Genomic DNA, 23,238 nt, shown 5'->3' on the forward strand with positions numbered 1-23,238 from the left:
TTTCATTCAGTTTTATCTTCCTCTATTATATTGTTCAATTTTCTTACTTGATCAATGTCCATGAATCGTTCGGATACCTTAGAACTCAGTTTACAGCTTCTTCGTCAACCCTCTGTGACACCTGTAGATCACAATTGCCAAAACATCATGGCAGATCGTTTGTCTGCAATTGGTTTTAATATTGAAAATATGCGTTTTGAAGATGTAGACAATCTTTGGGCAAGACGTGGAACTAGCTCGCCAGTTTTCTGCTTTGCAGGTCATACCGATGTTGTTCCAACAGGTCATTTAGATGCTTGGCAATCAGATCCATTTTTACCAGAAATCCGCGATGGTAAGCTCTATGGTCGCGGTAGTGCCGACATGAAAACAGCCTTGGCAGCAATGGTGGTTGCCTCTGAACGTTTTGTTAAAAACCACCCTGACCATAAGGGTTCTATTGCTTTTTTGATTACCTCTGATGAAGAAGGTCCTTCAATCAATGGTACTGTCAAAGTGGTCGAAACATTAGAAGCCCGTAATGAAAAAATGACATGGTGTCTGGTTGGTGAACCTTCAAGCACCTCTACCCTTGGTGACATCGTTAAAAATGGACGTCGTGGTTCATTGAATGCCGTCTTGACAGTAAAAGGTAAACAAGGTCATGTTGCCTATCCTCATTTGGCAATTAATCCGATTCATACCGCATCCAAAGCCTTAGCAGAACTTTGCGATACTGTTTGGGACAACGGCAATGAATACTTCCCAGCAACCTCGTTCCAAGTATCTAATATTCAAGCAGGTACAGGCGCAACCAATGTTGTTCCAGGTACAATGACAGTAACCTTTAATTTCCGTTACTCCACTGAAGTCACAGCAGATCAACTCAAAGCTCGTGTGCTAGAGATACTTGATCGCCATCAAGTGAGCTATGATATTGAATGGACACTTTCAGGTTTACCATTTTTGACACCTGTAGGTGAATTGGTGAATGCCGCACGAACTGCCATTAAAAACGTAACAGGTACCGACACCGAGCTTTCCACTAGCGGCGGTACTTCTGATGGACGTTTTATCGCTCCCACTGGTGCACAAGTACTTGAACTGGGCGTACTTAATGCAACCATCCACCAAGTTAATGAACACGTGAATATTGATGAACTAGAGCCATTGGCTGAAATTTATGAACAAATTTTGGTTGAGTTGCTTGCGTAACGCATTCAAACTGTTTGATCAAGATTTTAAACCATTTCAGCTTGTAACAAGAGGGTATATGTAGATCATAGAATCATTCATTGAACATGATGCGCAAAGTTTGATTATTTGATTGACCCATAGACCATCATGACTGGTAACATCAAAAACCCCATCCTAAAACAAGCGATCCTAAAGCAGAGAGTCATGAGGTTGATCAAAACAGAATGACTCCGGATGGGGGTATAACTGCCCCTCAACCGACAAAGTAACAAACAATTTAAACCGAGAACTGGCTAATAGGCACATCGTCAAAAAAACCATGATCTCATATGTTGAATAAGTTGCTAGAGAAACTGTTCATCAAGTTTAATTAACCTGAGTTCGATAAAAATTCTTGATGAAATATGATACTCGGAAACGTCATCCGCAGTTGTTTGAGGCAGAACTACTTTTATAAAGTATTGTTTCTGCGACTGATTGAATGTGTTGCTGGTGGTTTACGAGTTTTGCGGTGAGCAGCGATGACGCTGCGCAAGATGGTTGCCCTTGCGGAGCTTCGCTCCTCATCCCGAAAGAAAAGATACAAGTAGGGCGAGCCGCAGGCTGATCCTGAAATTGGGTGAAAACTCAGCAAGACTCCGCCGAGACTTATTGTTTTTCAACAAGTTGAAGATGTGATTGCATCGAACTCACGTTAATTAAAGTGCTTCTCCAAATATCAAAATCCTGCCCTTTCATTGATCATGTTGATCAAAATCTAGAATCCTGTTTAAGCAATATTTGGTGCTATACCAGAAATATCACAATTGATGTTATTTGGCAGATAGACTATTGCAAAATGATATAGATAAAATGCTTGGACAGTAAAACGAATGCTTTAGTCAATCTGTTGAAAAATGCATACAACAAAATATCATTTCTCTTGATCAATAAAATGAACGTTAAGAATACGTTGCTAGATGATATAAGCTTTCAATGCCATATTCTACGCCTAAAGGTTAAATAGATTTGCAAGGATAGAAATCAAAATCTTTGTATGAATAATCAGGTGATTTTGCTATATCTTGAAAAATGAAATTTAGCCCATCAATCAAAATACCAGATATTTAAAAATATTATAAAAACATCAATTTAGACTATATAAAAAATTAGATTCTTCTAAAAATATAAACGCCCTATGAAGCTCATCGGGCGTTTATATAAAATCACTGTCAACCTATTTTAAGGTCATTCATTATTTACTTTTCAAATGTGACATATCGAGCAACACATTAGCAGCCTCATTCACAAAAGTCTCTTCTTCAGGCAGCGCTGGACGTTGATTTGCTTTCATTTTAGCTCTGGACTCTGCCAATGCATCTAAACTGGCTTGATAGCTTTCCCAATTCGAATAAGGTTTCAAGCCTGTCGCAGCACGACGTTTGTTTTCAGCAGCTAAAGTTTTCATTTCAAGTGCAACCAACTCTGCTTTACGTTTATCAATATCCAAAGAAATACGTTTTTGATCTTTGGTTTCTTGAGCAATTGCTTTACGTGTTTCTAGATATTGAAATTGAGGGTCCTGACTTACACGCACCTTAGATTTTTGATCGAGTTGCGCCACATAAGGTTGAATTGAACCTTCACGCTTAAATGGTGCTGTTGGAATGGTATCCCATTTCAAAGCATTCTTCGCTTTACGCTCGCCGAACTCTTCATCATAGATGTCAACCAGTTTGATGTCAGGAATCACACCTTTATTTTGCGTACTTCCACCCGTAACGCGGTAGAACTTACGTTGCGTCAATGTTGCTTGACCATAAGCCAAACTATCCAACTGAACTTGCGCAGTTCCCTTACCTGTTGTGGTACTTCCCAGAATCACGGCGCGGTCATAATCCTGAAGTGCAGCAGAATAAATTTCACTTGCGGATGCAGAAGCTAAATTCACCAGTACAGCCAAAGGACCCGCATAGGTTTGTGCACCACCATCTGTGTCTTCAAACACGCTGACATTGCCATTACCATCACGAATTTGGACGACAGGTCCTTCTTTAATCACTTGCCCAATCATTTTGGCAACTTCTTCTAAAGAACCACCTGGGTTATTACGCAAGTCTATGATAATCCCTTCTACATTTTGAGCAGCCAGTGCTTTTAATGCTTTGTTGGTATCTTCAGATACAGAACGATATTCTGTACCTGCACGACGAGCACGATAGTTCAAGTAGAATGATGGAATTTCTAACACACCAAATTTATGTTTTTGCCCATCACGATTGATTTCAACTGTACGTGAACGTACACCGGCATCTTCTTCTTGGATAACATCACGAGTAATGGTCACAACGCGAGCTTGGCTCATCGAAGCACCAGCGCCAAGTAATTTCACAGAAACTTTGGTTCCACGTTTACCACGAATCAAACCAACAATTTCAGAACTTGGCCAGCCAATCACATCAACCATTTTGTCGCCATCTTGAGCAACACCAATAATCCGATCACCCGACTTCACTTGTCCTGTTTTGCTTGCAGGTCCGCCATCTACGATGGTTTCAATCTTCGTATAGTCTTCATTGCCACGTTCAGGGCGAATGGACACACCAATCCCCTCAAGTTGTAAGGTCGTTTGGCGATTCAACTCCATCGCATCAACAGGCGGGAAATAATTACTATGTGGATCATAGGTTAATGTCATTGCATTGAGGATACGTTCAAGCACATCATCGCTCTTAGTCCGACCGATTCGTTCCAATTGACGTGTATAACGTTTAGTTAAGGTCTGAACAGGCGTTAGATCTTCAGATGCAGCTAAATCTTGCCCGTTGGCAAGCGTTGGATCGTCTTTCAATGCTTTTTGTTTAGCTTGATCTTCTTGTTTTGCAATGGTGAGATTAATCAACTGCGAAACCAGCATTTTGCGCCAATAATTCTGTAATTCAGCTTTACTACCAAAAAATGCAGCTTTTTCACGGTCTGTATCGATAAATTCATTCGGCTGATTTAAGTTTTGTGTTTTTTTCAGTTCAGCCAATTCAAATTCATAAAACTCTTTTAAACGTGCACGATAATGTGCATGAATGGCAAAAGGTCCAGACAAATCGCCCGCTTTTAGTTTTGCACCTAACGTTGCGCCATATTGCTTTTTATATTGTTCAATTTCTGAAGCTAAAAATAACGTATGTTCAGGATCAAGACTATCAATATACATATCTAAAATACGATTGGATGTATTGGCATCTAAACGCATGTTTAAATAATGCTGACGATCAATTAATGTTGCCAATTGACGAGTCACAAGTGCTTGTTCTTGTGAAGGATGAAGCGATTGAGCAACGTTTGTAGCATTGGTTTCCGCCATTGCTTGATTGATGGTATGTGTGAAGAACAAACCACCTGTTGCAAGTGCTATAGCGCAAGCGAGAGTTTGAATTTTCATAAATTCTTAATATTTCCTTGGGTTTTCCAATTTCTCTATCGTTTTTCAATCTGAACTCAACAGTTTCAACATCTTAAACGATTTTATCTGTGTGTGTTGTGTAGTTTTAGCATAATCTGTACTGAGTAAATGTAGCAAATCATTGCAGAAATCGGGTATTGTTTCCAAGTTTATATAAATACAACCGTGGATTCCTATGATCGGCGCATTGATGCTTGATATTGCAGGCACAGAACTTACTCAAGAAGATATTGAACTATTACGCGCTCCGCAAGTCGGTGGCATGATTTTATTTTCAAGAAATATAGAATCTCCTGCTCAGGTCCGTGCCTTGACTGACCATATGCGTAAAATTCGCCCAGACATTTTAATTGCAGTTGACCAAGAAGGTGGTCGTGTACAACGCTTAAAAAATGGTTTTACTTTGCTTCCAGCCATGGGGCATTTTGGTCAACTTTACTTAAGCCAACCTGAAAAAGCCATAGCATTGGCTGAGCAATGTGGCTGGTTGATGGCAATTGAAGTGCTTGCTGTTGGGATTGACTTTAGTTTCGCTCCAGTCTTGGATATCAATGACATCAGTGATGTGATTGGTGATCGTGCTTTTGCTAAAAATGTGCAAGATATTGTTCCATTGGCAAGTGCTTTTATGAAAGGGATGCAACGTGCTGGTATGGCAACCACGGGGAAACACTTCCCTGGGCATGGTTCGGTCAAAGCAGATTCACATGTGGCTGCGGCAATTGATCAACGAGATTACCAAGACATTTATGACAATGACATGCAGAGTTTCATCCAAATTCAGGGGCAATTGGATGCCCTCATGCCTGCTCATGTGATTTATGAAAAAGTTGACCCAAACCCTGCTGGATTCTCCGCTTATTGGATTCAAAAAGTATTACGTCAAACTTTAAAATTTGATGGTGTTCTCTTTTCAGATGACTTGAGTATGCAGGCTGCTTGTGTTGCTGGAGGTGCAGATGCTCGTATTCGTGCAGCACTCGAAGCGGGCTGTGATATGGGACTCGTTTGTAATAATCGTGAATCCGCATGTATTGCTTTGGCAGGTATTGAAAACTTACCATTACCAAACCAAACACGTTTAGCACGTATGCGCGGCAAAATTCCCAATATCACCATCGGTGAATCATTTGATTTAGGTGATGAATGGAAAACTGTCAAAAAAGTCATTGAAGAATTCAGAAATTCTCTTTAAAAAGATAGATAAAGTTCCTCCTACAATGCATAGCAGATTGTAGGTAGGACATTTTAAGTTTATTAATCTTGCATTGTGCTCGCTAAAATAACACGATGAATAGTGTGCAAATATTTTTCATTATTCGTGTGGCTTAAAAGGCACTGTAAAGTCCTATATGGAAATCAGGAAGAACGCATCAGGCAACCGTTGAATTTATGATTTGTGTTGCCATATTTGATGTCCCAATTAAAAAAATAATAGTTAAGGAAAACTATGTCAGACCAACAACTTTCAAAACATCGTCATATTTCATTTACCGCACATTATACAGGCTATATTTGGTATCAAATGGGGATTTCCCATCCTTTGCTTGCAACAGCGAAAGGCAAAAGACTGGCTATGATTGCGCATCCCATCGAAAGTTGGGGCGAAAAATTTGTTGGTGGCAGTATGCGCACCACGTTAAAACAACGTCACACCATCTTGGATAATCGTTTACATCAATTGATTGAACAATTCCCTGATTTACAAGTACTTGAAATTGCTGCTGGATTATCTCCACGTGGATGGTGGTTTAGACAACAATACGCTCAAATTGATTATCGTGAATTAGATTTGCCTGAGATGGCAACAACCAAACAAGCAGCATTAAAACAGATAGATCCCGCCAGCCCAGCGGTTTTATCAGTCGACTTATTTACCCAAGACTTTCAAAATGCCTTCAAAGTTTTTGATCCTCAGAAACCCCTCGTTGTGATCAGTGAAGGCTTGATCAATTACTTTAACAAAGACCTTTTAAAACAATTGATCCAATCCATAGCAAATTATGGGCAAGGCTTTAAAGCTTTACACTATCTCACCGACCTATATCCTGAACCTGTCAAAAACAAATTGGCTGCCGTTATCTGGAACAGCAGCAAACTACTGAAATTGATGTCTAGAAGCGCCTTTACTTTTCATTTTATCTCTCCAGAACAAGTCAGACATTTTATCTCTGAAGCAGGTTTTAAAAAGGTTGAAGTGATTCAACCTCGCCTTTATTTCAATCCAGATCATCAACAAAATCCTGAAGAACATCATGGCGACTTAGTGTGGGTGATTGATGCACAATTATAAAAAGTGAGAAATAAAATATAAAAAAACCAGTTCACATTGAACTGGTTTTTATTGCCTCATTAAGCTAAAGCGGTATCTTCAACCCTACAGGTTTGGGCTTGAGTTTGGCGAGTGATAAAGCGTAACAAACGATCTGCATTTTCAAAACTACCATGTTTAAATAGTGCACGAACACCATCTTCACAAGTTTCAAAAATTAGACACTCAATTGCAAATTCGCCCTCATCATCACTCAGATTCAATGCCAAATCTCGAGTATGTTCATTCACAAAACTCAAATCAGGCAGATGATCAAGATCCATTAAAAGTCCAAAATAATTTAAATCAACAATGTGAACGGGAATCACTTTATTAGAATGACGATGCGTTAATTGACGCTGTGGATCAAGCACATGAATCCGAGCCTCCCCACGACGTTCAATATTGTGCATTTGCTCGCGTGTTAAATTGATAATTCCATCCAATCCCTGAATAGATTTCCCTTGCAAATAGGTCGTAAATAAATTCATGGTTTCTTTACGGCGTTGTAATTGTGGCACATGATCCGCATTGGCAATCATGGCAAATTGCATATCTGGGCATTGCAAAGCAAAATGAGCATTTTCATGGGGCAGTGTAAAACTGTCATACTGACCGCATGCCACCAGTGTATTTACACGTGGAACAGGAACGTGGCTCAAACGTAATAAACGATTGCAGTTGATTTCATAACGTTCTTGTTCTGTATTTGAAAACTCAGCCATTTGCTTAAAGAACAATCTTTTCGCGGTAGGCGACATTCGAGTTTTATCGAGTTTGGCATGATTGACCAAATAAAGAATAACGGCTTGACCAAATTCGTCCATCCGTTGCTCTTTCATCAACATTAAAGACTCTTCCAATAACATGCGCCAGCTCTTACGAGTTTCCTGCATGACGCCCATTAAGATCATCTTTTCAACAAGTTCTGGACGTTGGTCAACAAAAAAGGAGGCGATCACCGATCCTAGGGAAATACCAACAACAGCAACTTTTTGAATATTCACGATATCTAGCCACTGTCCCAACATACGTGAAAGATCAGGCAGTTCCAAAGTACCCGCAGATAGACCAGAATCGATATTGGTAATTTGCTGATTCGCTCCCATAGAGGGTAGATCAATGAGAATGACTGGACCACTTTCAAAGAATTGCTCAACACAATATTTATAGGAGTTAAAATTTTGAAATGCCCCTCCCACAATCACAATCGGGGTATTGTGAATAGTTCGTGCATCAGCAATCGCCATATACTCAACTTTCCAACCATCAATCCAAGTTGTCCTGGGTTCCTGTTTGAAACTATTTTTATGGTATATGTCGAAAAAACCAAAGCTTGATAAAGATTGGTGTGATTCTGTGTCCATTTGGATAATGGAATTCATATCCTTCCTCCATCCTTGCTTTATTCTTTTAATATGCAAGATTTCGACCCGCATTATTCTTTCAAATTTGTGATACGTATATGTTCTGTATCACATCAATGTCCTTATTGTTTCATTCTTACAGATGTGTGATTTATACGCAATCGCTAAATTGACCGTCTGTCCAGTTTAAATGGCAAAAACATTGCAAGATATTTAGTGGCTATGCGCGGGGTAAATAAGTTTATTTCAATGAAATACTTCCTTGCCTTTGCTTAGACTGCTACTATCAAAGGGAAATTTTTAAACGATCAAATAAACTGCTATGCAAGATTCAATTGAACAGTATATGCAAACTGTAGGAATTCAAGCCCGTCAAGCCGCTGGTGCTTTGGCAGGTGCGACTACACTTGTAAAAAATAATGCCTTATCTGCTATTTATACTGCTTTGGAAAATAGTGAACCGCAAATCTTAGCTGCTAACCAAATTGACATGACCAAAGGTCGTGACAACAATTTAGATAGCGCTTTACTTGATCGTTTAGAACTTAACCCCACACGCTTCAAAGGCATGTTACAAGGCTTAAAAGATGTAATAGGTCTTGTAGATCCAATTGGTGAAATTACTGATTTGGCTTTTCGTCCAACAGGAATTCAAATCGGTAAAATGCGCGTGCCTTTAGGTGTCGTTGGTATGATCTATGAATCACGTCCAAATGTAACCCTTGAAGCAGCGTCATTAGCACTTAAATCAGGCAATGCCATCATTCTACGCGGCGGTTCTGAAGCACTGAATTCAAATCAGGCAATTGCTCAAGCCATTCAACACGGCTTAAAAGCAGCAGGATTACCTGAAACGTGTGTACAGGTCATCAATACATCTGATCGTGCAGCAGTTGGTCAGTTGATCACGATGTCTGAATATGTCGATGTCATCGTACCACGTGGTGGGAAAGGTCTAATTGAACGTATTAGCAATGAAGCAACAATCCCTGTGATTAAACACTTGGATGGTAATTGTCACGTGTTTGTTGAAGCTCAGGCAGACCTTCATAAAGCACTGCCAATCGCATTAAATGCGAAAACACATCGTTATGGTGTATGCAATGCCATGGAAACTTTATTGGTCGATGAAAACATCGCGGAAGAATTTTTACCTCGTATTGCCGAGCTCTATGCAGAAAAACAGGTTGAATTACGCGGTTGTATCAAAGTTCAAAAGATCTTAGGCAATATCGTAAAACCGGCAAGTGAAGAAGATTGGTATGAAGAATATCTTGGTCCAATTTTGGCAGTAAAAATTGTGACAGGGATTGAAGAAGCCATTCAACATATCAATAAATATGGTTCCCATCATACCGATGCGATCATCACTGAAAACTTTAGTTTAGCACGCCAATTCTTAACTCGTGTAGACTCAAGTTCAGTAATGGTCAATGCCTCTACCCGTTTTGCAGATGGTTTTGAATATGGTTTAGGCGCTGAAATCGGTATTTCAACCGATAAAATCCATGCTCGCGGTCCAGTTGGGCTCGAAGGCTTAACTTCGCAAAAATGGATTGTATTGGGTGACGGTCAAATTCGTCATTAATCGAATTTTTGAAACTTTAAACACTCAGCGTTGTGTCCTACAGCGCTGAGTTTTTTTATAAGTTTTGTCTGAAGATTAGGGACAACTTCTTGTGCAGTAACATCTCTATAGCCAAACCGTCTGATTATTTATACAAGTGATATGATTTCAATCATTTATTCCCCAGTAAAACTTATATCTTTATATACCAATTTTTATAAGCTTTAGGTGATTCGTTTATTTTGCTCATTGAATCATAGATGGTCTTGCTATCGTGAGGTATCGTCATCACAAACCTGTTTAATCTGAGTTCGATAAACGTTTTATAAATGATCAAGCTGAATCTTTAAAAAAACATCCCTAAGCTTTGTTTCGCAAGAAAGCCTACCATCAATAATAATGACAAAACCAACAGATCCGCTTTATGCCCAGACAGATTAATTGCTAGACAAGGATATAAGTTTGTTTACAAGAAACTGCACAATGCAGATAGATTAAAATAAAGATGAATGATAGTTTTTAATAATCAACTGATAAATATTAAATATTAATCAATATCAGGTCGATAGTCCGAAAGTCTAATCACCTAAAGTCTATCTAGGACAAAAAAACTACACATGGTACAACATCACTACTGATCTAATTGGCCCTATAAATAAAGCGTAATCAGATCAATCAGGATGACTTTTTCAAATTACAATTTCGGGTATTAAAACGTGTCTACATCAGTATTAGTAATTAACTGCGGATCTTCATCAATCAAATATGCGCTTGTTTCTGAACGTCGTGAAGATCGGATCTTTGGTTTAGCAGAAAACCTTGGCTCTGCTGATGCACGTATTAAAGGGATCACTGCGGGCAATCAGCCACTTGAACTCTCCATTCCACATGCAGACCATGAAAAAGCTCTTGAAACCATCTTGAGTCGTTTATCACAATATCAACCGAAGGCAATTGGTCATCGTGTTGTTCACGGTGGTACATTGACCAAAGCAGAATTGCTTACACCTGAAATTGTAGAAAAAATTCGTGAAGCAACACCTTTAGCTCCACTGCATAACCCTGCTCACCTAGTCGGTATCGATGCCACAATGCGTCTATTCCCAGAACTACCGCAGGTGGCTGTATTTGATACTGCATTCCACCAAACCATGCCTGCACATGCTTATCGTTATGCATTGCCAAAATTTCTTTATACCCAACACAATGTTCGTCGTTATGGTTTTCACGGTACTAGCCATGCCTATGTTTCTGAACGTGGTTCTGAACTTGCTGGTAGCTATAAACATGGTGGTTGGTTAACTGCACATTTGGGTAATGGTAGCTCGACATGCGCAATTTGGAATGGTCAAAGTGTAGATACTTCAATGGGACTTACGCCACTTGAAGGTGTGGTGATGGGGACACGTAGTGGTGATGTAGATCCAAGTATTCATAGCTTCCTCGCGTCTAATCTAGGCTGGGATATTTATAAAATTGATAAAATGCTGAATAGCCAATCAGGTTTGCTCGGCTTATCTGATCTTTCTAACGATATGCGTACTTTGATTGAAGCTTCAGAACAAGGCAACGAAGATGCCACTTTAGCCATAGAAGTATTCTGTTATCGTTTAGCAAAATCACTCGCGGCATTAAGCTGTGGCTTACCGCGTATCGATGGTTTATTCTTCACAGGTGGTATTGGCGAGAATTCAGCATATATTCGTGAAAAAACCGTGTCATACCTACCACACTTCGGGTTTAACCTAAGCAAAGAACAAAATGATGGTTTAAAACGCGGCACTGAAGGTCGTATCGATGCTGGAACAGGTCCGCAAATTTGGGTTGTTCCAACAGATGAAGAGGGTCGTATTGCCAAAGAAACGGTACATGTGGTTGAGCACGAGGTACAACAGGCTGCAAAAAAGCCTGAATCAGATGTTGCGACAACTTAAACTGTCGTTAACAATAATCTGTGCCAAGATGATCCGTTGTAAGATCATGAAATTCTTAAAAGCATGATCTACAACAAAGCAAAAAATTATACATTTTAGAGTTCCTGTAATCTTTGAATAAAAGTCATACAATCATGTCGCTAATTACAGAAACTCTAAGTATTTGACTCAAATGTATCGATGAATAAAGATTTTGCGTCAAATAGTGTATTCTGCTTTGTGATCTTCTCTGTATATACAAATTTCAATCTTTTAATTTATTAAAGAATAGTCTATGAAAACAATTCTGTTGGTTCCAACTGGGGAAGGTGTCGGATTAACTTCTGCATGCCTAGGCTTAGTTTATGCTTTGGAATGCCAAGGTGTTAAAGCAGGCTTCGTCAAGCCATTTTCACAAGAATTACAAGCAGAACCAGATCGCACAACAGCTCTGTATCGCCATATTTCAAAATTAGACACTGTTGAACCGATTACTTATGCAAAAATTACTCAACAGTTAAATGACGGCGAAACTGATGAGCTTTTAGAAGAAGCAGTGAGTTTACAGCGTCAAGTGGCTAAATCACATGACATTATTATTGTCGAAGGTTTAGTCCCGACAGCGCGTGATGCTTTTGCAAGTGATCTGAATGCTTCTTTGGCACAAGCACTAGATGCAAAAGTTATCTTTGTCAGCAATGCCGACATCAATCGACCTGAATATACTGCTGAAAAAGTCGAAGCACAATTACGTAACTTTGGAGGTGCTTCATCTACGCGTAATGCAGGTGTATTGTTTATGCGTACACGTGGCTTACCAGAGGAATCTGCTCAAATTCCAGTGACCATTGACCCAAGTCTACGTTTAATCTCTGATACCGAAAAATTCAAAACTGAAATTCAGAAAACACATGCTCACATTGGCTCAGCAGCTTTCCCAATCATTGGATTGGTGCCTTTCAGTGATACCTTGAGTGTACCCCGCATCTCTGATCTGGCAAAACAGATTCAGGCAACATGGATTAATCAAGGTAAAGCCAACACACGCCGTGTTTTGCACAGCAGTTTGATTGCTTCAAACATTGAGCATGAATTACAAAAGTTTGTTGCTGGTGAATTAATTATCAGTGCATCTGATCGTATTGATGTCCTGTTGGCAAGTAGCTTAGCCACCAGCAATGGTATTCCACTTGCAGGTTTAGTTCTTACTGAACATCATGAACCTAATCCATTGGTTTTAGAGTTCTGCCAATCTGCAATTAAAAATGGCTTACCGATTTTACACACACCACTCAGTACCTTTGAAACTGCGCAACAATTGGCAAATCTAGGGAATGAAATTCCTGTAGATGATACAGAGCGAGCAGATCAAGTTACTCGTTTCGTTTCTAGTCATATCGATCAAGACTGGTTACTTCAAATCCTCAATGGTGATTATAAACCTCGCCTCTCTCCTTCTGCATTCCGTCATGAATTGGTGCAAAAATCAATTGCAGCAAAAAAACGTATTGTACTTCCAGAGGGTGATGAACCACGTACCATTCAGGCAGCAGCCATTTGCCAATCTCGTGGAATTGCACAATGTGTATTGTTAGCAAAACCTGAAGCTGTTTTTGATGTGGCCAAAGCCCGCAACATCGAATTACCCGCTGATTTAGAAATTATTGACCCTGACCTTATTCGTGAAAACTATGTCGCGCAAATGGTTGAACTGCGTAAAGGTAAACTCAATGAATTGCAGGCACGTGAACAACTTCAAGACACTGTAGTGTTAGGGACGATGATGTTGGCATTAGATCAAGTGGATGGCTTGGTATCAGGTGCAGTACATACTACAGCCAATACTGTTCGCCCCGCTTTCCAACTGATTAAAACAGCCCCTGAATACTCTTTAGTATCCTCAATCTTCTTTATGCTCTTGCCTGATGAAGTGTATGTGTACGGAGATTGTGCGATTAATCCTGATCCGGATGCTGAACAACTGGCAGAGATTGCGATTCAGTCAGCAGATTCAGCAAAAGCTTTTGGAATCGACCCACGTATTGCGATGATTTCCTATTCGACTGGGACTTCAGGCGCTGGTGCAGAAGTGGAGAAAGTGGCTAAAGCAACCGAAATTGCCAAACAACGTCGCCCAGATTTATTGATTGATGGACCCTTACAATATGATGCTGCGTCTGTGGAAAGTGTGGGGCGTTCTAAAGCACCAGACTCTCAGGTTGCAGGTCGTGCCAATGTCTTTATTTTCCCTGATCTCAATACAGGAAATACCACCTATAAAGCAGTTCAGCGCTCAGCCAATGTGGTGAGTGTTGGTCCTATGTTGCAAGGTTTGAACAAACCTGTGAATGACTTGTCCCGTGGTGCATTGGTTGATGATATTGTATTTACCATAGCATTGACGGCGATTCAATCAGAACAACAAGCAACGCAATAAGCTTTTTATACAGATAAAAACCCACTCAAATTATTTGCGTGGGTTTTTATTTTGTTGTTTTTATAACTCAACCAGCTCTGTGCCCAATACCATAATTCAAATCAATATAAGGCACATAACAATGTTTATTTCATAGGATTTAGAAGTAATAATTCACACGGAACAGATAGTTTCTTGGTGTCCCTGGCATAGAGTTTGAACGCCAATATTCTTTATCGGTGAGATTATTCACAGCAAATGTTGCACCCCATTTATCATCTTTATACCCTACTGCTGCATCGACACGAGTCCAGTCTGGCATTTTGGTGGTGTTTTCATCAGAAGTATAATAAGCCCCCATGTAAGTTGCGCCAACTTCTCCATAAAACTTTTCTGTTGGAAGATAACGTACAAACAAGTTACCGGTATGTTTTGAAACATTTCTTAGATCATTATCAACTAATTCAGGTTTTAAATCATTTTTAGCGATTTTGGCATCTGTATAACCATAACCACCACGAATATATAGGTTATTTAGCGCCTGACCAATAAAACTAAACTCAGCCCCAGTAGATTCATGTTTACCAACAACCACATAAGGTGAATTATTGTCATCTGGGTCTTTACGAGCACGAATATTATTTTTATTGATGTTGAATACAGAGAATTGTGTATTTAATTTAGAATCAAGCCATTCGCTTTTTATACCAATTTCATACTGATCAAGATATTGAGGCTCGTAATTGTATGCATTTAGATCATCTGTTGCATTAACAACATTCACGCCCATATTTCCACCAAAAGGTGAAAAACTACGACTATAAGATGCATATAAACTTTGTTCGGGTACAGGCTGCCATACGAAGCCTACATTTGGACTAAAGGTTTCATCTTGAACAGTACGTGATTGTCGGTAAGAAGTTGAACTTTCTAATTTATTTGTAGTTTTTGCTTCATAATAATCATATCTTCCACCCAACATTATTTTAAATTGGTCATTGATACTAATTAAATCTTGAAGAAAAAGTGCATAATTCGTCCCTTCATTATAATTATGAGAGGTCACAATATGCCCTGTACCACGATTACTAAAACGATCTCCAGTTAATGGATTTACAAATCCATAAATCAATGACCCATCTGAGTTTTTATTAGATAATAACGGCTCTCGCTGTTCATAAGACCAATCGGTACCTACTAGAATATTATGTTTAATTGCTCCAGTCTTAAATTCACCAGTAATATCCCAAGTATTGGCTGTGGTTTTATTAGTCGTTTGTTGCCAGTAATAAATTTGGTTGATATAACCTTTGTAACACCCTTTATTTGTGTTTGTAGGTTTTACATCAGCAGCACACATAGACCCAGCATAAAAATGATCAAAATTTTGTTCAGACTGACGATGACTTAACCCCCAATGGAATTTCCAATTCGGCGCAAATTCATATTTAACGTCTGTTCGCATTGTTTGAAGAACATCTTCCACATAATCACCAGCCTGAGCAAACCCCATTTTAATAGATGTACCAGAAGGTAAATTATCATATGAAGGTCCACGATCAGGTACTCGTTCTAAATTGTCATATGTAAACTCTGTCGTCCAAAGTAATTTCTCATCATCACTTCGATAGGTCACACTTGGGGAGATCATTTCTTCCTTAGAACCAATCCCTGAGCGAAAACTGTTGGTATCCGACTTTTCGCCAACTAAACGCACAGCCCAGTTATCATTTAAAATTTGATTTAGATCAATAGTTCCACCGACATTATCATAAGATCCAACATAAGCACCGATTGAGCTTGGTGAATCAAAATTTGCGTATTTGGTGACCATATTAATTACACCTCCACCGCCACTACGACCGTAGAGTACCGATGCTGGTCCTTTTAAAATCTCAATACGTTCAACATTGGCAGTACTGCGACGAATCTGTCCACTTTCACGCACACCATCACGATAAATATCACCAGAATCAGCACTAAACCCACGTAGCATAATTCCATCACCACGCATATCATAACTGGTCGAAACACCAGGTGTTCCCTGTAACATCACGCTTAAATCATTTGCGCCATACAACTTATATTTAGACACATCAATCGTATCTACAGTTTGAGGAATATCTTTCTTATCCAAACCATTTCGCGTCACACTGGCCTGTTTATAGTCCACATAGGTTTTAATGGGGTCACCATCTGCCATTGCTTCAATCACAATGGTGGGAAGTGTTGCTGTATTGGTTTTTTGTTCTTGTTTAACCGTATCAGAATCAGAAAATGCCTGAGTGGAAACAAACAGGCATCCCGTTGATAGCATCATGAGTGTTAAGCTTTTTTTGACAAAACGCATTGCATCCTCAAAAAATCGTAATGATAATAATTATCATTATAATACAAATTTTCATAATTTTTTACATAAATATATCAATCTCTGCACATAAACAACCATTTTCTCCTTATTTGAGCATATTTTTATTGAAATAAACTAATAATAATCTTAAGCATTAACTAAATAATTCTAAAAAATATCTATAAAATTCAAAAAAATAATTAAAATATTTTTGCGCTATTTATGTGATATTTATCACATTTATAATCATTTAACTATTTTATTCAATTGATTAAATGAACACCAATTATTTCCTTTGCGCCAACCAAACTGTATGTCCCGTACAATTAGGGTCTTCTACGACCCTATTAATCACTTTAAAGCCGTAGTTATGGAATAATTGGATATATTCTTCTGGCGATAAACTGGCATGATATAGAGGTTCTCCGAACAGTTCTCCAATTTTCTCTCCAAATGCAGGTCCACTGCTAAACATTAAAACCGTATCCTGTGTTGCAAAACGATCAAATCGTTGAAACATTGCCCTTTGCCACTCAGGTGATAAATGGAAAAAACTATCCCAAGCTAGAATCCCCTGAAACTTTTCAATCAGTTCAACTGTGCGCATATCCGCTTGAATCCAAGTACAGTTTGGAAACAGATCTTCAGGAAAATTTTCTCGCGCCATATCCAGCATTTCTTCTGAACTGTCTACACCCGTCACATTATGGCTTTGCTCAATCAAATAAGCTGCTATGGGTTGTCCTGAACCGCAACCTAAGTCCAGTATATTTGAGTGTTGTGGAAGTAATTTTAAAAACTGATCTAACCATACTTTCTCATATAAACAAGACCCTCTTAATGCAGTCCATGCGTAGGCTTTATTGTTATAAATTTCAATAATATTATCTGCAAGATGAGTATGCTTTCCCATAACGCTTCTGTGCCCATTGCAAGCTTTTATTCTATCATCAGTATAAAGTTTTTAGCCCAAATAAAATAATAAAACTTTAGCCTAAAAATCCATCAAAGCCACCACAAAACAAGCAATATCACGTATAATTCAGCCCGCTAGCTAACAGCCCGCTCAAGAGATTTTTGATATGACAACTATTATCAAACAAGATGACTTGATCACATCGGTCAAGGACGCGCTTCAGTTTATTTCGTACTATCATCCACAAGACTTTATCCAAGCGATGAGCCGTGCTTATGATCGTGAAGAGAACCAAGCTGCAAAGGATGCAATTGCACAAATCTTAATTAACTCACGTATGTGTGCAGAAGGTCATCGTCCAATCTGTCAAGATACTGGTATTGTTAACGTATTTGTTGACGTGGGCTTAGATGTTAAATTTGATTTAACCATGAGCTTAGATGATGCGATCAATGAAGGTGTACGCCAAGGTTATTTAGAAAACACCAACGTACTTCGTGCTTCAGTTTTAGCAGATCCAGCTTTTGGTCGCAAAAATACCAAAGACAATACACCTGCTGTAATTCACTACAAACTCGTTCCAGGCAATAAAGTCGATATTACTGTCGCAGCGAAAGGTGGTGGTTCCGAGAATAAATCTAAACTGGCAATGTTGAACCCTTCTGACTCGATCGTAGACTGGGTGCTTAAAACTGTACCAACGATGGGTGCAGGTTGGTGCCCTCCTGGTATGCTCGGTATCGGTATTGGTGGTACTGCTGAAAAAGCCATGATGCTTGCAAAAGAATCACTCATGGAAGAAATCAATATGGACGAATTACTTCGCCGCGGTCCACAGAACCAGATCGAAGAACTTCGTATTGAAATCTTTGAAAAAGTGAATGCTTTAGGTATTGGTGCTCAAGGTCTTGGTGGTTTGACGACTGTTCTTGATATTAAGATTAAAGACTATCCTTGTCATGCTGCTGGTAAGCCAGTCGGTATGATTCCAAACTGCGCTGCAACTCGTCATGCTCATTTCCAATTAGACGGTTCAGGTATTGCACATATTCAAGCACCTTTACTTTCAGATTATCCTGAAGTGACTTGGGATACTTCAACATCTAAACGTGTTGATTTAGACAATATCACACAAGAAGAAATGAACTCGTGGCAACCGGGCGATACATTATTATTAAATGGTACCATCTATACAGGTCGTGATGCTGCGCATAAACGTATGGTGGATATGCTCAATAAAGGCGAACAGTTACCTGTAGATCTAAAAGGTAAATTCATTTACTACGTAGGACCTGTAGATCCTGTAGGTGATGAAGTTGTAGGTCCTGCAGGTCCAACAACAGCAACACGTATGGATAAGTTTACACGTCAAGTCCTTGAAGCAACTGGCTTGTTCGGTATGATCGGTAAAGCGGATCGTGGTCCTGCTGCTGTTGAAGCGATCAAAGACAATAAAGCAACTTATTTAATGGCTGTTGGTGGTGCTGCTTATTTAGTATCTAAAGCCATACGTGAAGCTGAAGTTGTCGCATTTGCTGACCTAGGTATGGAAGCAATTTACAAATTCAAAGTACAAGATATGCCTGTATCCGTCGCTGTTGATGTAAATGGTACTTCTGTTCATGCAACTGCACCAAAAATTTGGCAAGCAAAAATTGGCAAAATTCCAGTTGTTGATGCTGCAAATTAATCTGCATAAAAGCTGAAATTAAGCTTGAGCATCACTTGAAAAGCACTCTATGATTAGGGTGCTTTTTATTTTGAGTCAGGTCATGAACTTTATAAAATATATTATTTTTTCTGTATTATTGTTATTCTCGATCTCTATACAAAGCTTTGCCTCAAATCCAGAAAGTGAATCCCTTGATCGACTCACACAGGGTATCATTGGCAATCAAATATGGCGTCTTCAAACGAATGAAGACGTAAAACGTATTTATCAAAATCAAGCTGAAAATTTAATTAAAAATGGGATAAGTACGATACAACTCACGGATAATGAAAAACAAATCATCCCAGAAATTGTCGCGGTTTATCAATCAATGACGAAAGATATTCTTCGAGATCCACAATTTATCAGTCAAACCAAGCAAATTATTTTAGAATCGTTAAGCCCTCAAGAAATTGAAGCACTTTATCAGCATGACACAACGCCAAGCCAAGCACTGTACACAAAACTTGCAAATGTTGACACGAAAATATTCATAGAAAGCAATGCTGCGATTCATAAAGCAATTAATGATCCTCAATTTATTCAGCAATATCGCAATAAAATTGGAGAAATTATTCAACAACTACATCGGTTAGAGGATAATAAAGAAAGGAAAACTCATGAAAATTAAACAGTTCGCTTTAACTTTAAGTTTATGCTGTATGACAGTGTCGAGCTTTGCATCTCCAGCAACAGATAAAAGCGTAGACAAATTAATGCAACTTTCCAATATCACCGAGATATTCAAACAAAGTACTCGAGATATGCAGCCCTATTTTGATGAGCAAGCTGAAGATCTTGTTCGGCAAGTGACTGGCGCTCAGACACTCAACATTGATCAACAAAATGCGGCACTGCAAATTAGTGCTCTCTATAGCGATGTTCAACAAAAAATGATTACAGATCCTGAATATCTTGCTCTATTCAAATCACTTTTTAAAAAAACCTTTACTGAAGAAGAAATCCAAGCCAATATTGCGTTCCTCAGCACACCTTTAGGGCAATCGATCAATCAGAAAATGAACCTATTGATGACTGAAGTCATGCAAGAAACCACTAAATTCTCACAGAAGCAAATGCTTAAAGCAGAAAATCAAAAAGTGATTAAAGATAAAATGGAAGCCATTTTAAAACCTATACTGCTAACCCAATAAAGCTTTATATTGTTTTCGAATGTGGGTAACACCTTTGTCGTATAAATAACAACGTGATCCTATAGGTATATTATGAAATTATTACAACATTTAGTGCTGCTTGGCTCATGTCTAACTGCCAATTTTGCTTTTGCAGCACAAGCATCTGATCAACAAGTACAACAATTGTTAAAAGTGATGAACATTGATCAACTTTTACAAGAAACGATGCAACAGATCCGTCCTCAATTAGATCAGCAGGCTTATCAAATCATTAAAATGTCCGTAAACAAGGAACAATTAAGTCCACAAGAACAAATTGTTGCCAATGAATTGGCAGATAAAATGTATGCTCAAAGTCAGAAAACGGTGTCTTGGGAACAAATTAAACCACTTTATCTCAAAATTTATAAAGACGTTTTCAATGCGGAAGAAGTACAAGCACAAATCGACTTTTATTCGAGTGCTGTGGGGCAATCTATACTTAAAAAGTCTCCACAAATTGCTCAAGAAACGATGAAGATGATGAATACTCAACTTAGCAATATCCTTCAAAATACCGAACAAGATTTTAAAGAGATAAATAAGAAACTTGCTGAATTAAAAAAAGCAGCGAATACCCCATAAACATTAAAAAAAGAGAGCTTCGCTCTCTTTTTTTAATCTGAATACTTAAAAGCTTACCAAGTCGTTGGATTCCAAAGCTTAAAGGGTTGCCCCAAGTGCACATCATCACTCACCTTATATGGTGCACCTTTAATTTTCTCTTGCGGTTTAATCACACGCCCATCCGCCGTCACCTCTGCCACAAAGTTCAACCCAGGTGTTTTAAGTTGCGTCATGGCAATTTCTTTTAAGCCCTGTCGGGTTGGCATTTGCATCAATGGTCCAACACGTAATAGCCCTGCCTCACCGTTTGGTCCACCACGGAATTTTTCTTCCTCATATTTGACAAAATATTGCCCACCCGCCTCTACTGAGAAATAGGCAACCTTAGGCTTTTGAAAATGAAAAACTGTTAAAGGGCGACTTAGACTTAATTTATAATCACCTTCAGCAAGTTCAATCCAATAGTAGTGATTACTGATTAAACTCGGAATCCGCTTACCATTTAAAAAGAAATTGGTGGGAATGATTTCTTGTCTGTTCCAGCGACTATCTGGACGATAAAAATAAATCACAGCAGCTTGAGGATTCTGTGGCTTCACCAAATGAAAGTATTGACCGGGTTTTTGATTGACCCAAGAACCTACAGAAAAAGATTTCACTTTATATTGATCAAGCTTTTCATGAACCAATGATTGTTCCTTTTTAAAATCAATAGGATCTAAAGTCGAAACAACTTTGGTTGATTGCTGTTCTACAGATTGATGACTCTGACAAGCTGCTAATCCACAACTCATCAAAACAACGAGACTGATGTAACGCATGATTTTCCCTCACCGCGTATTTTTTATTTTCATTCTTAAGAAACAATATTCTGCACAGTGAGCTTAACATTACAATGACAATTTAAAAATAAAAAAACGTGTAAATAGTCAAGCTACTTACACGTTTCAGATAAGATGCAAAAGTAATATTGAGTAAAATCGAACATTTAAGCCGATTTACTGTCTAAAACCTTTAGATCTACTTTTTCAACTTCATTGCTTTCTTGCTTGGGTTGCCGTTCAGGTTTGAACTCAGGCACAGCTTTATCATTGATCACTGCTTCATTGATAATGACTGTACCAATATCAGTGCGACTTGGTAAGTCATACATCGTTTCAAGTAGAACGTTTTCCAAAATAGAACGCAAACCACGTGCACCTGTATTACGCTCTAAAGCCTTTTTCGCAATCGCACGTAATGCCGAGTCTTCAAAGAGAAGATCAACATTTTCCATTTCAAATAAATATTGATATTGGCGTGTTAAAGCATTTTTAGGCTCAGTTAGAATCTGCATTAATGCTTCTTCATCAAGCTCTTCTAAAGTTGCGATCACAGGTAAACGACCAATAAACTCTGGAATTAAACCAAATTTCACTAAGTCAGCCGCTTCTACTTGACGGAATAATTCAGAAACTTTTTTAGTGTCATCCTTATTCTTCACATCCGCAGTAAAGCCAATTCCACCTTTCTCTTGACGTTGTTGTACCACTTTTTCAAGACCAGAGAATGCACCACCACAAATGAACAAGATATTTGCAGTATCAACCTGAATAAACTCTTGCTGGGGATGTTTACGTCCACCTTGAGGCGGAATGGATGCAACTGTACCCTCAATCATTTTTAACAATGCTTGCTGTACACCTTCACCAGAGACATCACGCGTAATTGATGGGTTTTCAGATTTACGGGTAATCTTGTCAATTTCGTCAATATAGATAATGCCTTTTTGCGCTTTCTCTACATCGTAATCTGCTTTTTGCAACAGCTTTTGAATAATGTTTTCAACATCTTCACCAACATAACCAGCTTCAGTCAATGTTGTCGCGTCCGCCATTGCAAAAGGTACATCAAGTAGACGAGCTAAAGTTTGCGCAAGCAAGGTTTTACCTGAACCTGTTGGTCCGATCAGCAAAATATTACTTTTTGCAATTTCAACTGCATCTTTAGGTTTATGTCCAGTTTGAGCAACTTTCAAACGTTTGTAATGGTTATATACAGCAACTGAAAGCGTTTTCTTAGCAGTATCTTGACCAATCACATATTGATCCAATGCCGCACGAATCTCATGTGGTTTTGGCAATGGGCGTGTTGCCCAATCGCCTGTTTCCACTTGTTGACTCGTTTGCACTAAGTCTAAGCACACATCCACACATTCATTACAAATATATGCGTCCTCGCCTGCAATCAGCTTACCGACTTCAGACTGCGTTTTACCGCAAAATGAACAATGCTTTTGTCCTTGAGGAAGATCGGACATTTTCACTCCAAATTCTTAAATCTTATCTATA

16 protein-coding genes are annotated in these 23,238 nt (G+C 38.8%); 10 read left to right on the plus strand and 6 right to left on the minus strand.

Features of this window, described 5'->3' with window-relative positions; all coding sequences use genetic code 11:
• The first annotated feature begins 60 nt into the window (after nucleotides 1–60).
• A complete protein-coding gene (gene dapE / locus AC1Z3T_RS16035) occupies nucleotides 61–1,194 on the plus strand; it encodes a succinyl-diaminopimelate desuccinylase (RefSeq protein ID WP_004830145.1) in 1,134 nt (377 codons plus the stop codon).
• A 1,216-nt stretch (nucleotides 1,195–2,410) separates the two neighbouring features.
• Here the strand turns inward: dapE and AC1Z3T_RS16040 are convergent.
• Nucleotides 2,411–4,594 (minus strand): carboxy terminal-processing peptidase, encoded by a 2,184-nt coding sequence (locus tag AC1Z3T_RS16040; RefSeq protein ID WP_004830147.1) that lies wholly within the window; start codon nucleotides 4,592–4,594, stop codon nucleotides 2,411–2,413.
• A 196-nt stretch (nucleotides 4,595–4,790) separates the two neighbouring features.
• Here AC1Z3T_RS16040 and nagZ point away from each other — a divergent pair, with 196 nt between their 5' ends.
• Nucleotides 4,791–5,810: a beta-N-acetylhexosaminidase gene (nagZ, locus tag AC1Z3T_RS16045; RefSeq protein ID WP_100885917.1), complete on the plus strand. Its 1,020-nt coding sequence runs from the start codon at nucleotides 4,791–4,793 to the stop codon at nucleotides 5,808–5,810.
• A 255-nt stretch (nucleotides 5,811–6,065) separates the two neighbouring features.
• Nucleotides 6,066–6,908, plus strand: coding sequence for a class I SAM-dependent methyltransferase (locus AC1Z3T_RS16050; protein ID WP_046760948.1), 843 nt, complete (start codon nucleotides 6,066–6,068; stop codon nucleotides 6,906–6,908).
• 59 nt (nucleotides 6,909–6,967) lie between these two features.
• Here AC1Z3T_RS16050 and AC1Z3T_RS16055 read toward each other — a convergent pair whose 3' ends face one another.
• The gene (locus AC1Z3T_RS16055) at nucleotides 6,968–8,311 is read right to left on the minus strand and encodes an alpha/beta fold hydrolase (protein ID WP_100885918.1); all 1,344 of its coding nucleotides are present in this window, start codon (nucleotides 8,309–8,311) and stop codon (nucleotides 6,968–6,970) included.
• Nucleotides 8,312–8,615: 304 nt separating this feature from the next.
• Between AC1Z3T_RS16055 and AC1Z3T_RS16060 the strand changes: the two genes are divergently transcribed.
• The 3 genes from AC1Z3T_RS16060 (at nucleotide 8,616) to pta (ending at nucleotide 14,210) form a co-directional block, all read left to right on the plus strand.
• Nucleotides 8,616–9,881, plus strand: a complete 1,266-nt coding sequence (locus AC1Z3T_RS16060; protein ID WP_005033719.1) for a glutamate-5-semialdehyde dehydrogenase — start codon at nucleotides 8,616–8,618, stop codon at nucleotides 9,879–9,881.
• Between the two features lie 695 nt (nucleotides 9,882–10,576).
• Entirely contained in the window at nucleotides 10,577–11,794 is a 1,218-nt protein-coding gene (locus tag AC1Z3T_RS16065; protein ID WP_100885919.1) for an acetate/propionate family kinase, read from the plus strand.
• 274 nt (nucleotides 11,795–12,068) lie between these two features.
• Nucleotides 12,069–14,210: a phosphate acetyltransferase gene (gene pta / locus AC1Z3T_RS16070; RefSeq protein ID WP_100885920.1), complete on the plus strand. Its 2,142-nt coding sequence runs from the start codon at nucleotides 12,069–12,071 to the stop codon at nucleotides 14,208–14,210.
• 139 nt (nucleotides 14,211–14,349) lie between these two features.
• Here pta and AC1Z3T_RS16075 read toward each other — a convergent pair whose 3' ends face one another.
• The gene (locus AC1Z3T_RS16075; RefSeq protein WP_100885921.1) at nucleotides 14,350–16,539 is read right to left on the minus strand and encodes a TonB-dependent receptor; all 2,190 of its coding nucleotides are present in this window, start codon (nucleotides 16,537–16,539) and stop codon (nucleotides 14,350–14,352) included.
• A 286-nt stretch (nucleotides 16,540–16,825) separates the two neighbouring features.
• On the minus strand, nucleotides 16,826–17,452 hold the full coding sequence (locus AC1Z3T_RS16080; RefSeq protein ID WP_483396777.1) for a class I SAM-dependent methyltransferase: 627 nt from the start codon (nucleotides 17,450–17,452) through the stop codon (nucleotides 16,826–16,828).
• Nucleotides 17,453–17,621: 169 nt separating this feature from the next.
• On the opposite strand from AC1Z3T_RS16080, the gene AC1Z3T_RS16085 reads away from it, so the two are divergent.
• The 4 genes from AC1Z3T_RS16085 (at nucleotide 17,622) to AC1Z3T_RS16100 (ending at nucleotide 20,926) form a co-directional block, all read left to right on the plus strand.
• Nucleotides 17,622–19,145, plus strand: coding sequence for a fumarate hydratase (locus AC1Z3T_RS16085; RefSeq protein WP_005033728.1), 1,524 nt, complete (start codon nucleotides 17,622–17,624; stop codon nucleotides 19,143–19,145).
• 82 nt (nucleotides 19,146–19,227) lie between these two features.
• On the plus strand, nucleotides 19,228–19,797 hold the full coding sequence (locus AC1Z3T_RS16090; RefSeq protein WP_100885923.1) for a hypothetical protein: 570 nt from the start codon (nucleotides 19,228–19,230) through the stop codon (nucleotides 19,795–19,797).
• On the plus strand, nucleotides 19,787–20,320 hold the full coding sequence (locus AC1Z3T_RS16095) for a DUF2059 domain-containing protein (RefSeq protein ID WP_004830167.1): 534 nt from the start codon (nucleotides 19,787–19,789) through the stop codon (nucleotides 20,318–20,320). Before AC1Z3T_RS16090 ends, AC1Z3T_RS16095 begins: the two co-directional genes overlap by 11 nt.
• A 72-nt stretch (nucleotides 20,321–20,392) precedes the next feature.
• Nucleotides 20,393–20,926, plus strand: a complete 534-nt coding sequence (locus tag AC1Z3T_RS16100; protein WP_009586393.1) for a DUF2059 domain-containing protein — start codon at nucleotides 20,393–20,395, stop codon at nucleotides 20,924–20,926.
• Nucleotides 20,927–20,979: 53 nt separating this feature from the next.
• On the opposite strand, the gene AC1Z3T_RS16105 is transcribed toward AC1Z3T_RS16100, so the two are convergent.
• Entirely contained in the window at nucleotides 20,980–21,729 is a 750-nt protein-coding gene (locus tag AC1Z3T_RS16105) for a DUF2846 domain-containing protein (RefSeq protein ID WP_005033736.1), read from the minus strand.
• 167 nt (nucleotides 21,730–21,896) lie between these two features.
• The gene (clpX, locus tag AC1Z3T_RS16110) at nucleotides 21,897–23,207 is read right to left on the minus strand and encodes an ATP-dependent Clp protease ATP-binding subunit ClpX (protein ID WP_100885924.1); all 1,311 of its coding nucleotides are present in this window, start codon (nucleotides 23,205–23,207) and stop codon (nucleotides 21,897–21,899) included.
• Nucleotides 23,208–23,238 lie beyond the last annotated feature (31 nt).

It is taken from the genome of Acinetobacter sp. B-6, from assembly GCF_056930735.1.

Coding starts and splice junctions, on each gene's coding strand:
- dapE (WP_004830145.1), top strand. CDS start 61: ATGAATCGTTCGGATACCTTAGAACTCAGTTTACAGCTTCTTCGTCAA.
- AC1Z3T_RS16040 (WP_004830147.1), bottom strand. CDS start 4,594: ATGAAAATTCAAACTCTCGCTTGCGCTATAGCACTTGCAACAGGTGGT.
- nagZ (WP_100885917.1), top strand. CDS start 4,791: ATGATCGGCGCATTGATGCTTGATATTGCAGGCACAGAACTTACTCAA.
- AC1Z3T_RS16050 (WP_046760948.1), top strand. CDS start 6,066: ATGTCAGACCAACAACTTTCAAAACATCGTCATATTTCATTTACCGCA.
- AC1Z3T_RS16055 (WP_100885918.1), bottom strand. CDS start 8,311: ATGAATTCCATTATCCAAATGGACACAGAATCACACCAATCTTTATCA.
- AC1Z3T_RS16060 (WP_005033719.1), top strand. CDS start 8,616: ATGCAAGATTCAATTGAACAGTATATGCAAACTGTAGGAATTCAAGCC.
- pta (WP_100885920.1), top strand. CDS start 12,069: ATGAAAACAATTCTGTTGGTTCCAACTGGGGAAGGTGTCGGATTAACT.
- AC1Z3T_RS16075 (WP_100885921.1), bottom strand. CDS start 16,539: ATGCGTTTTGTCAAAAAAAGCTTAACACTCATGATGCTATCAACGGGA.
- AC1Z3T_RS16080 (WP_483396777.1), bottom strand. CDS start 17,452: ATGGGAAAGCATACTCATCTTGCAGATAATATTATTGAAATTTATAAC.
- AC1Z3T_RS16085 (WP_005033728.1), top strand. CDS start 17,622: ATGACAACTATTATCAAACAAGATGACTTGATCACATCGGTCAAGGAC.
- AC1Z3T_RS16090 (WP_100885923.1), top strand. CDS start 19,228: ATGAACTTTATAAAATATATTATTTTTTCTGTATTATTGTTATTCTCG.
- AC1Z3T_RS16095 (WP_004830167.1), top strand. CDS start 19,787: ATGAAAATTAAACAGTTCGCTTTAACTTTAAGTTTATGCTGTATGACA.
- AC1Z3T_RS16100 (WP_009586393.1), top strand. CDS start 20,393: ATGAAATTATTACAACATTTAGTGCTGCTTGGCTCATGTCTAACTGCC.
- AC1Z3T_RS16105 (WP_005033736.1), bottom strand. CDS start 21,729: ATGCGTTACATCAGTCTCGTTGTTTTGATGAGTTGTGGATTAGCAGCT.
- clpX (WP_100885924.1), bottom strand. CDS start 23,207: ATGTCCGATCTTCCTCAAGGACAAAAGCATTGTTCATTTTGCGGTAAA.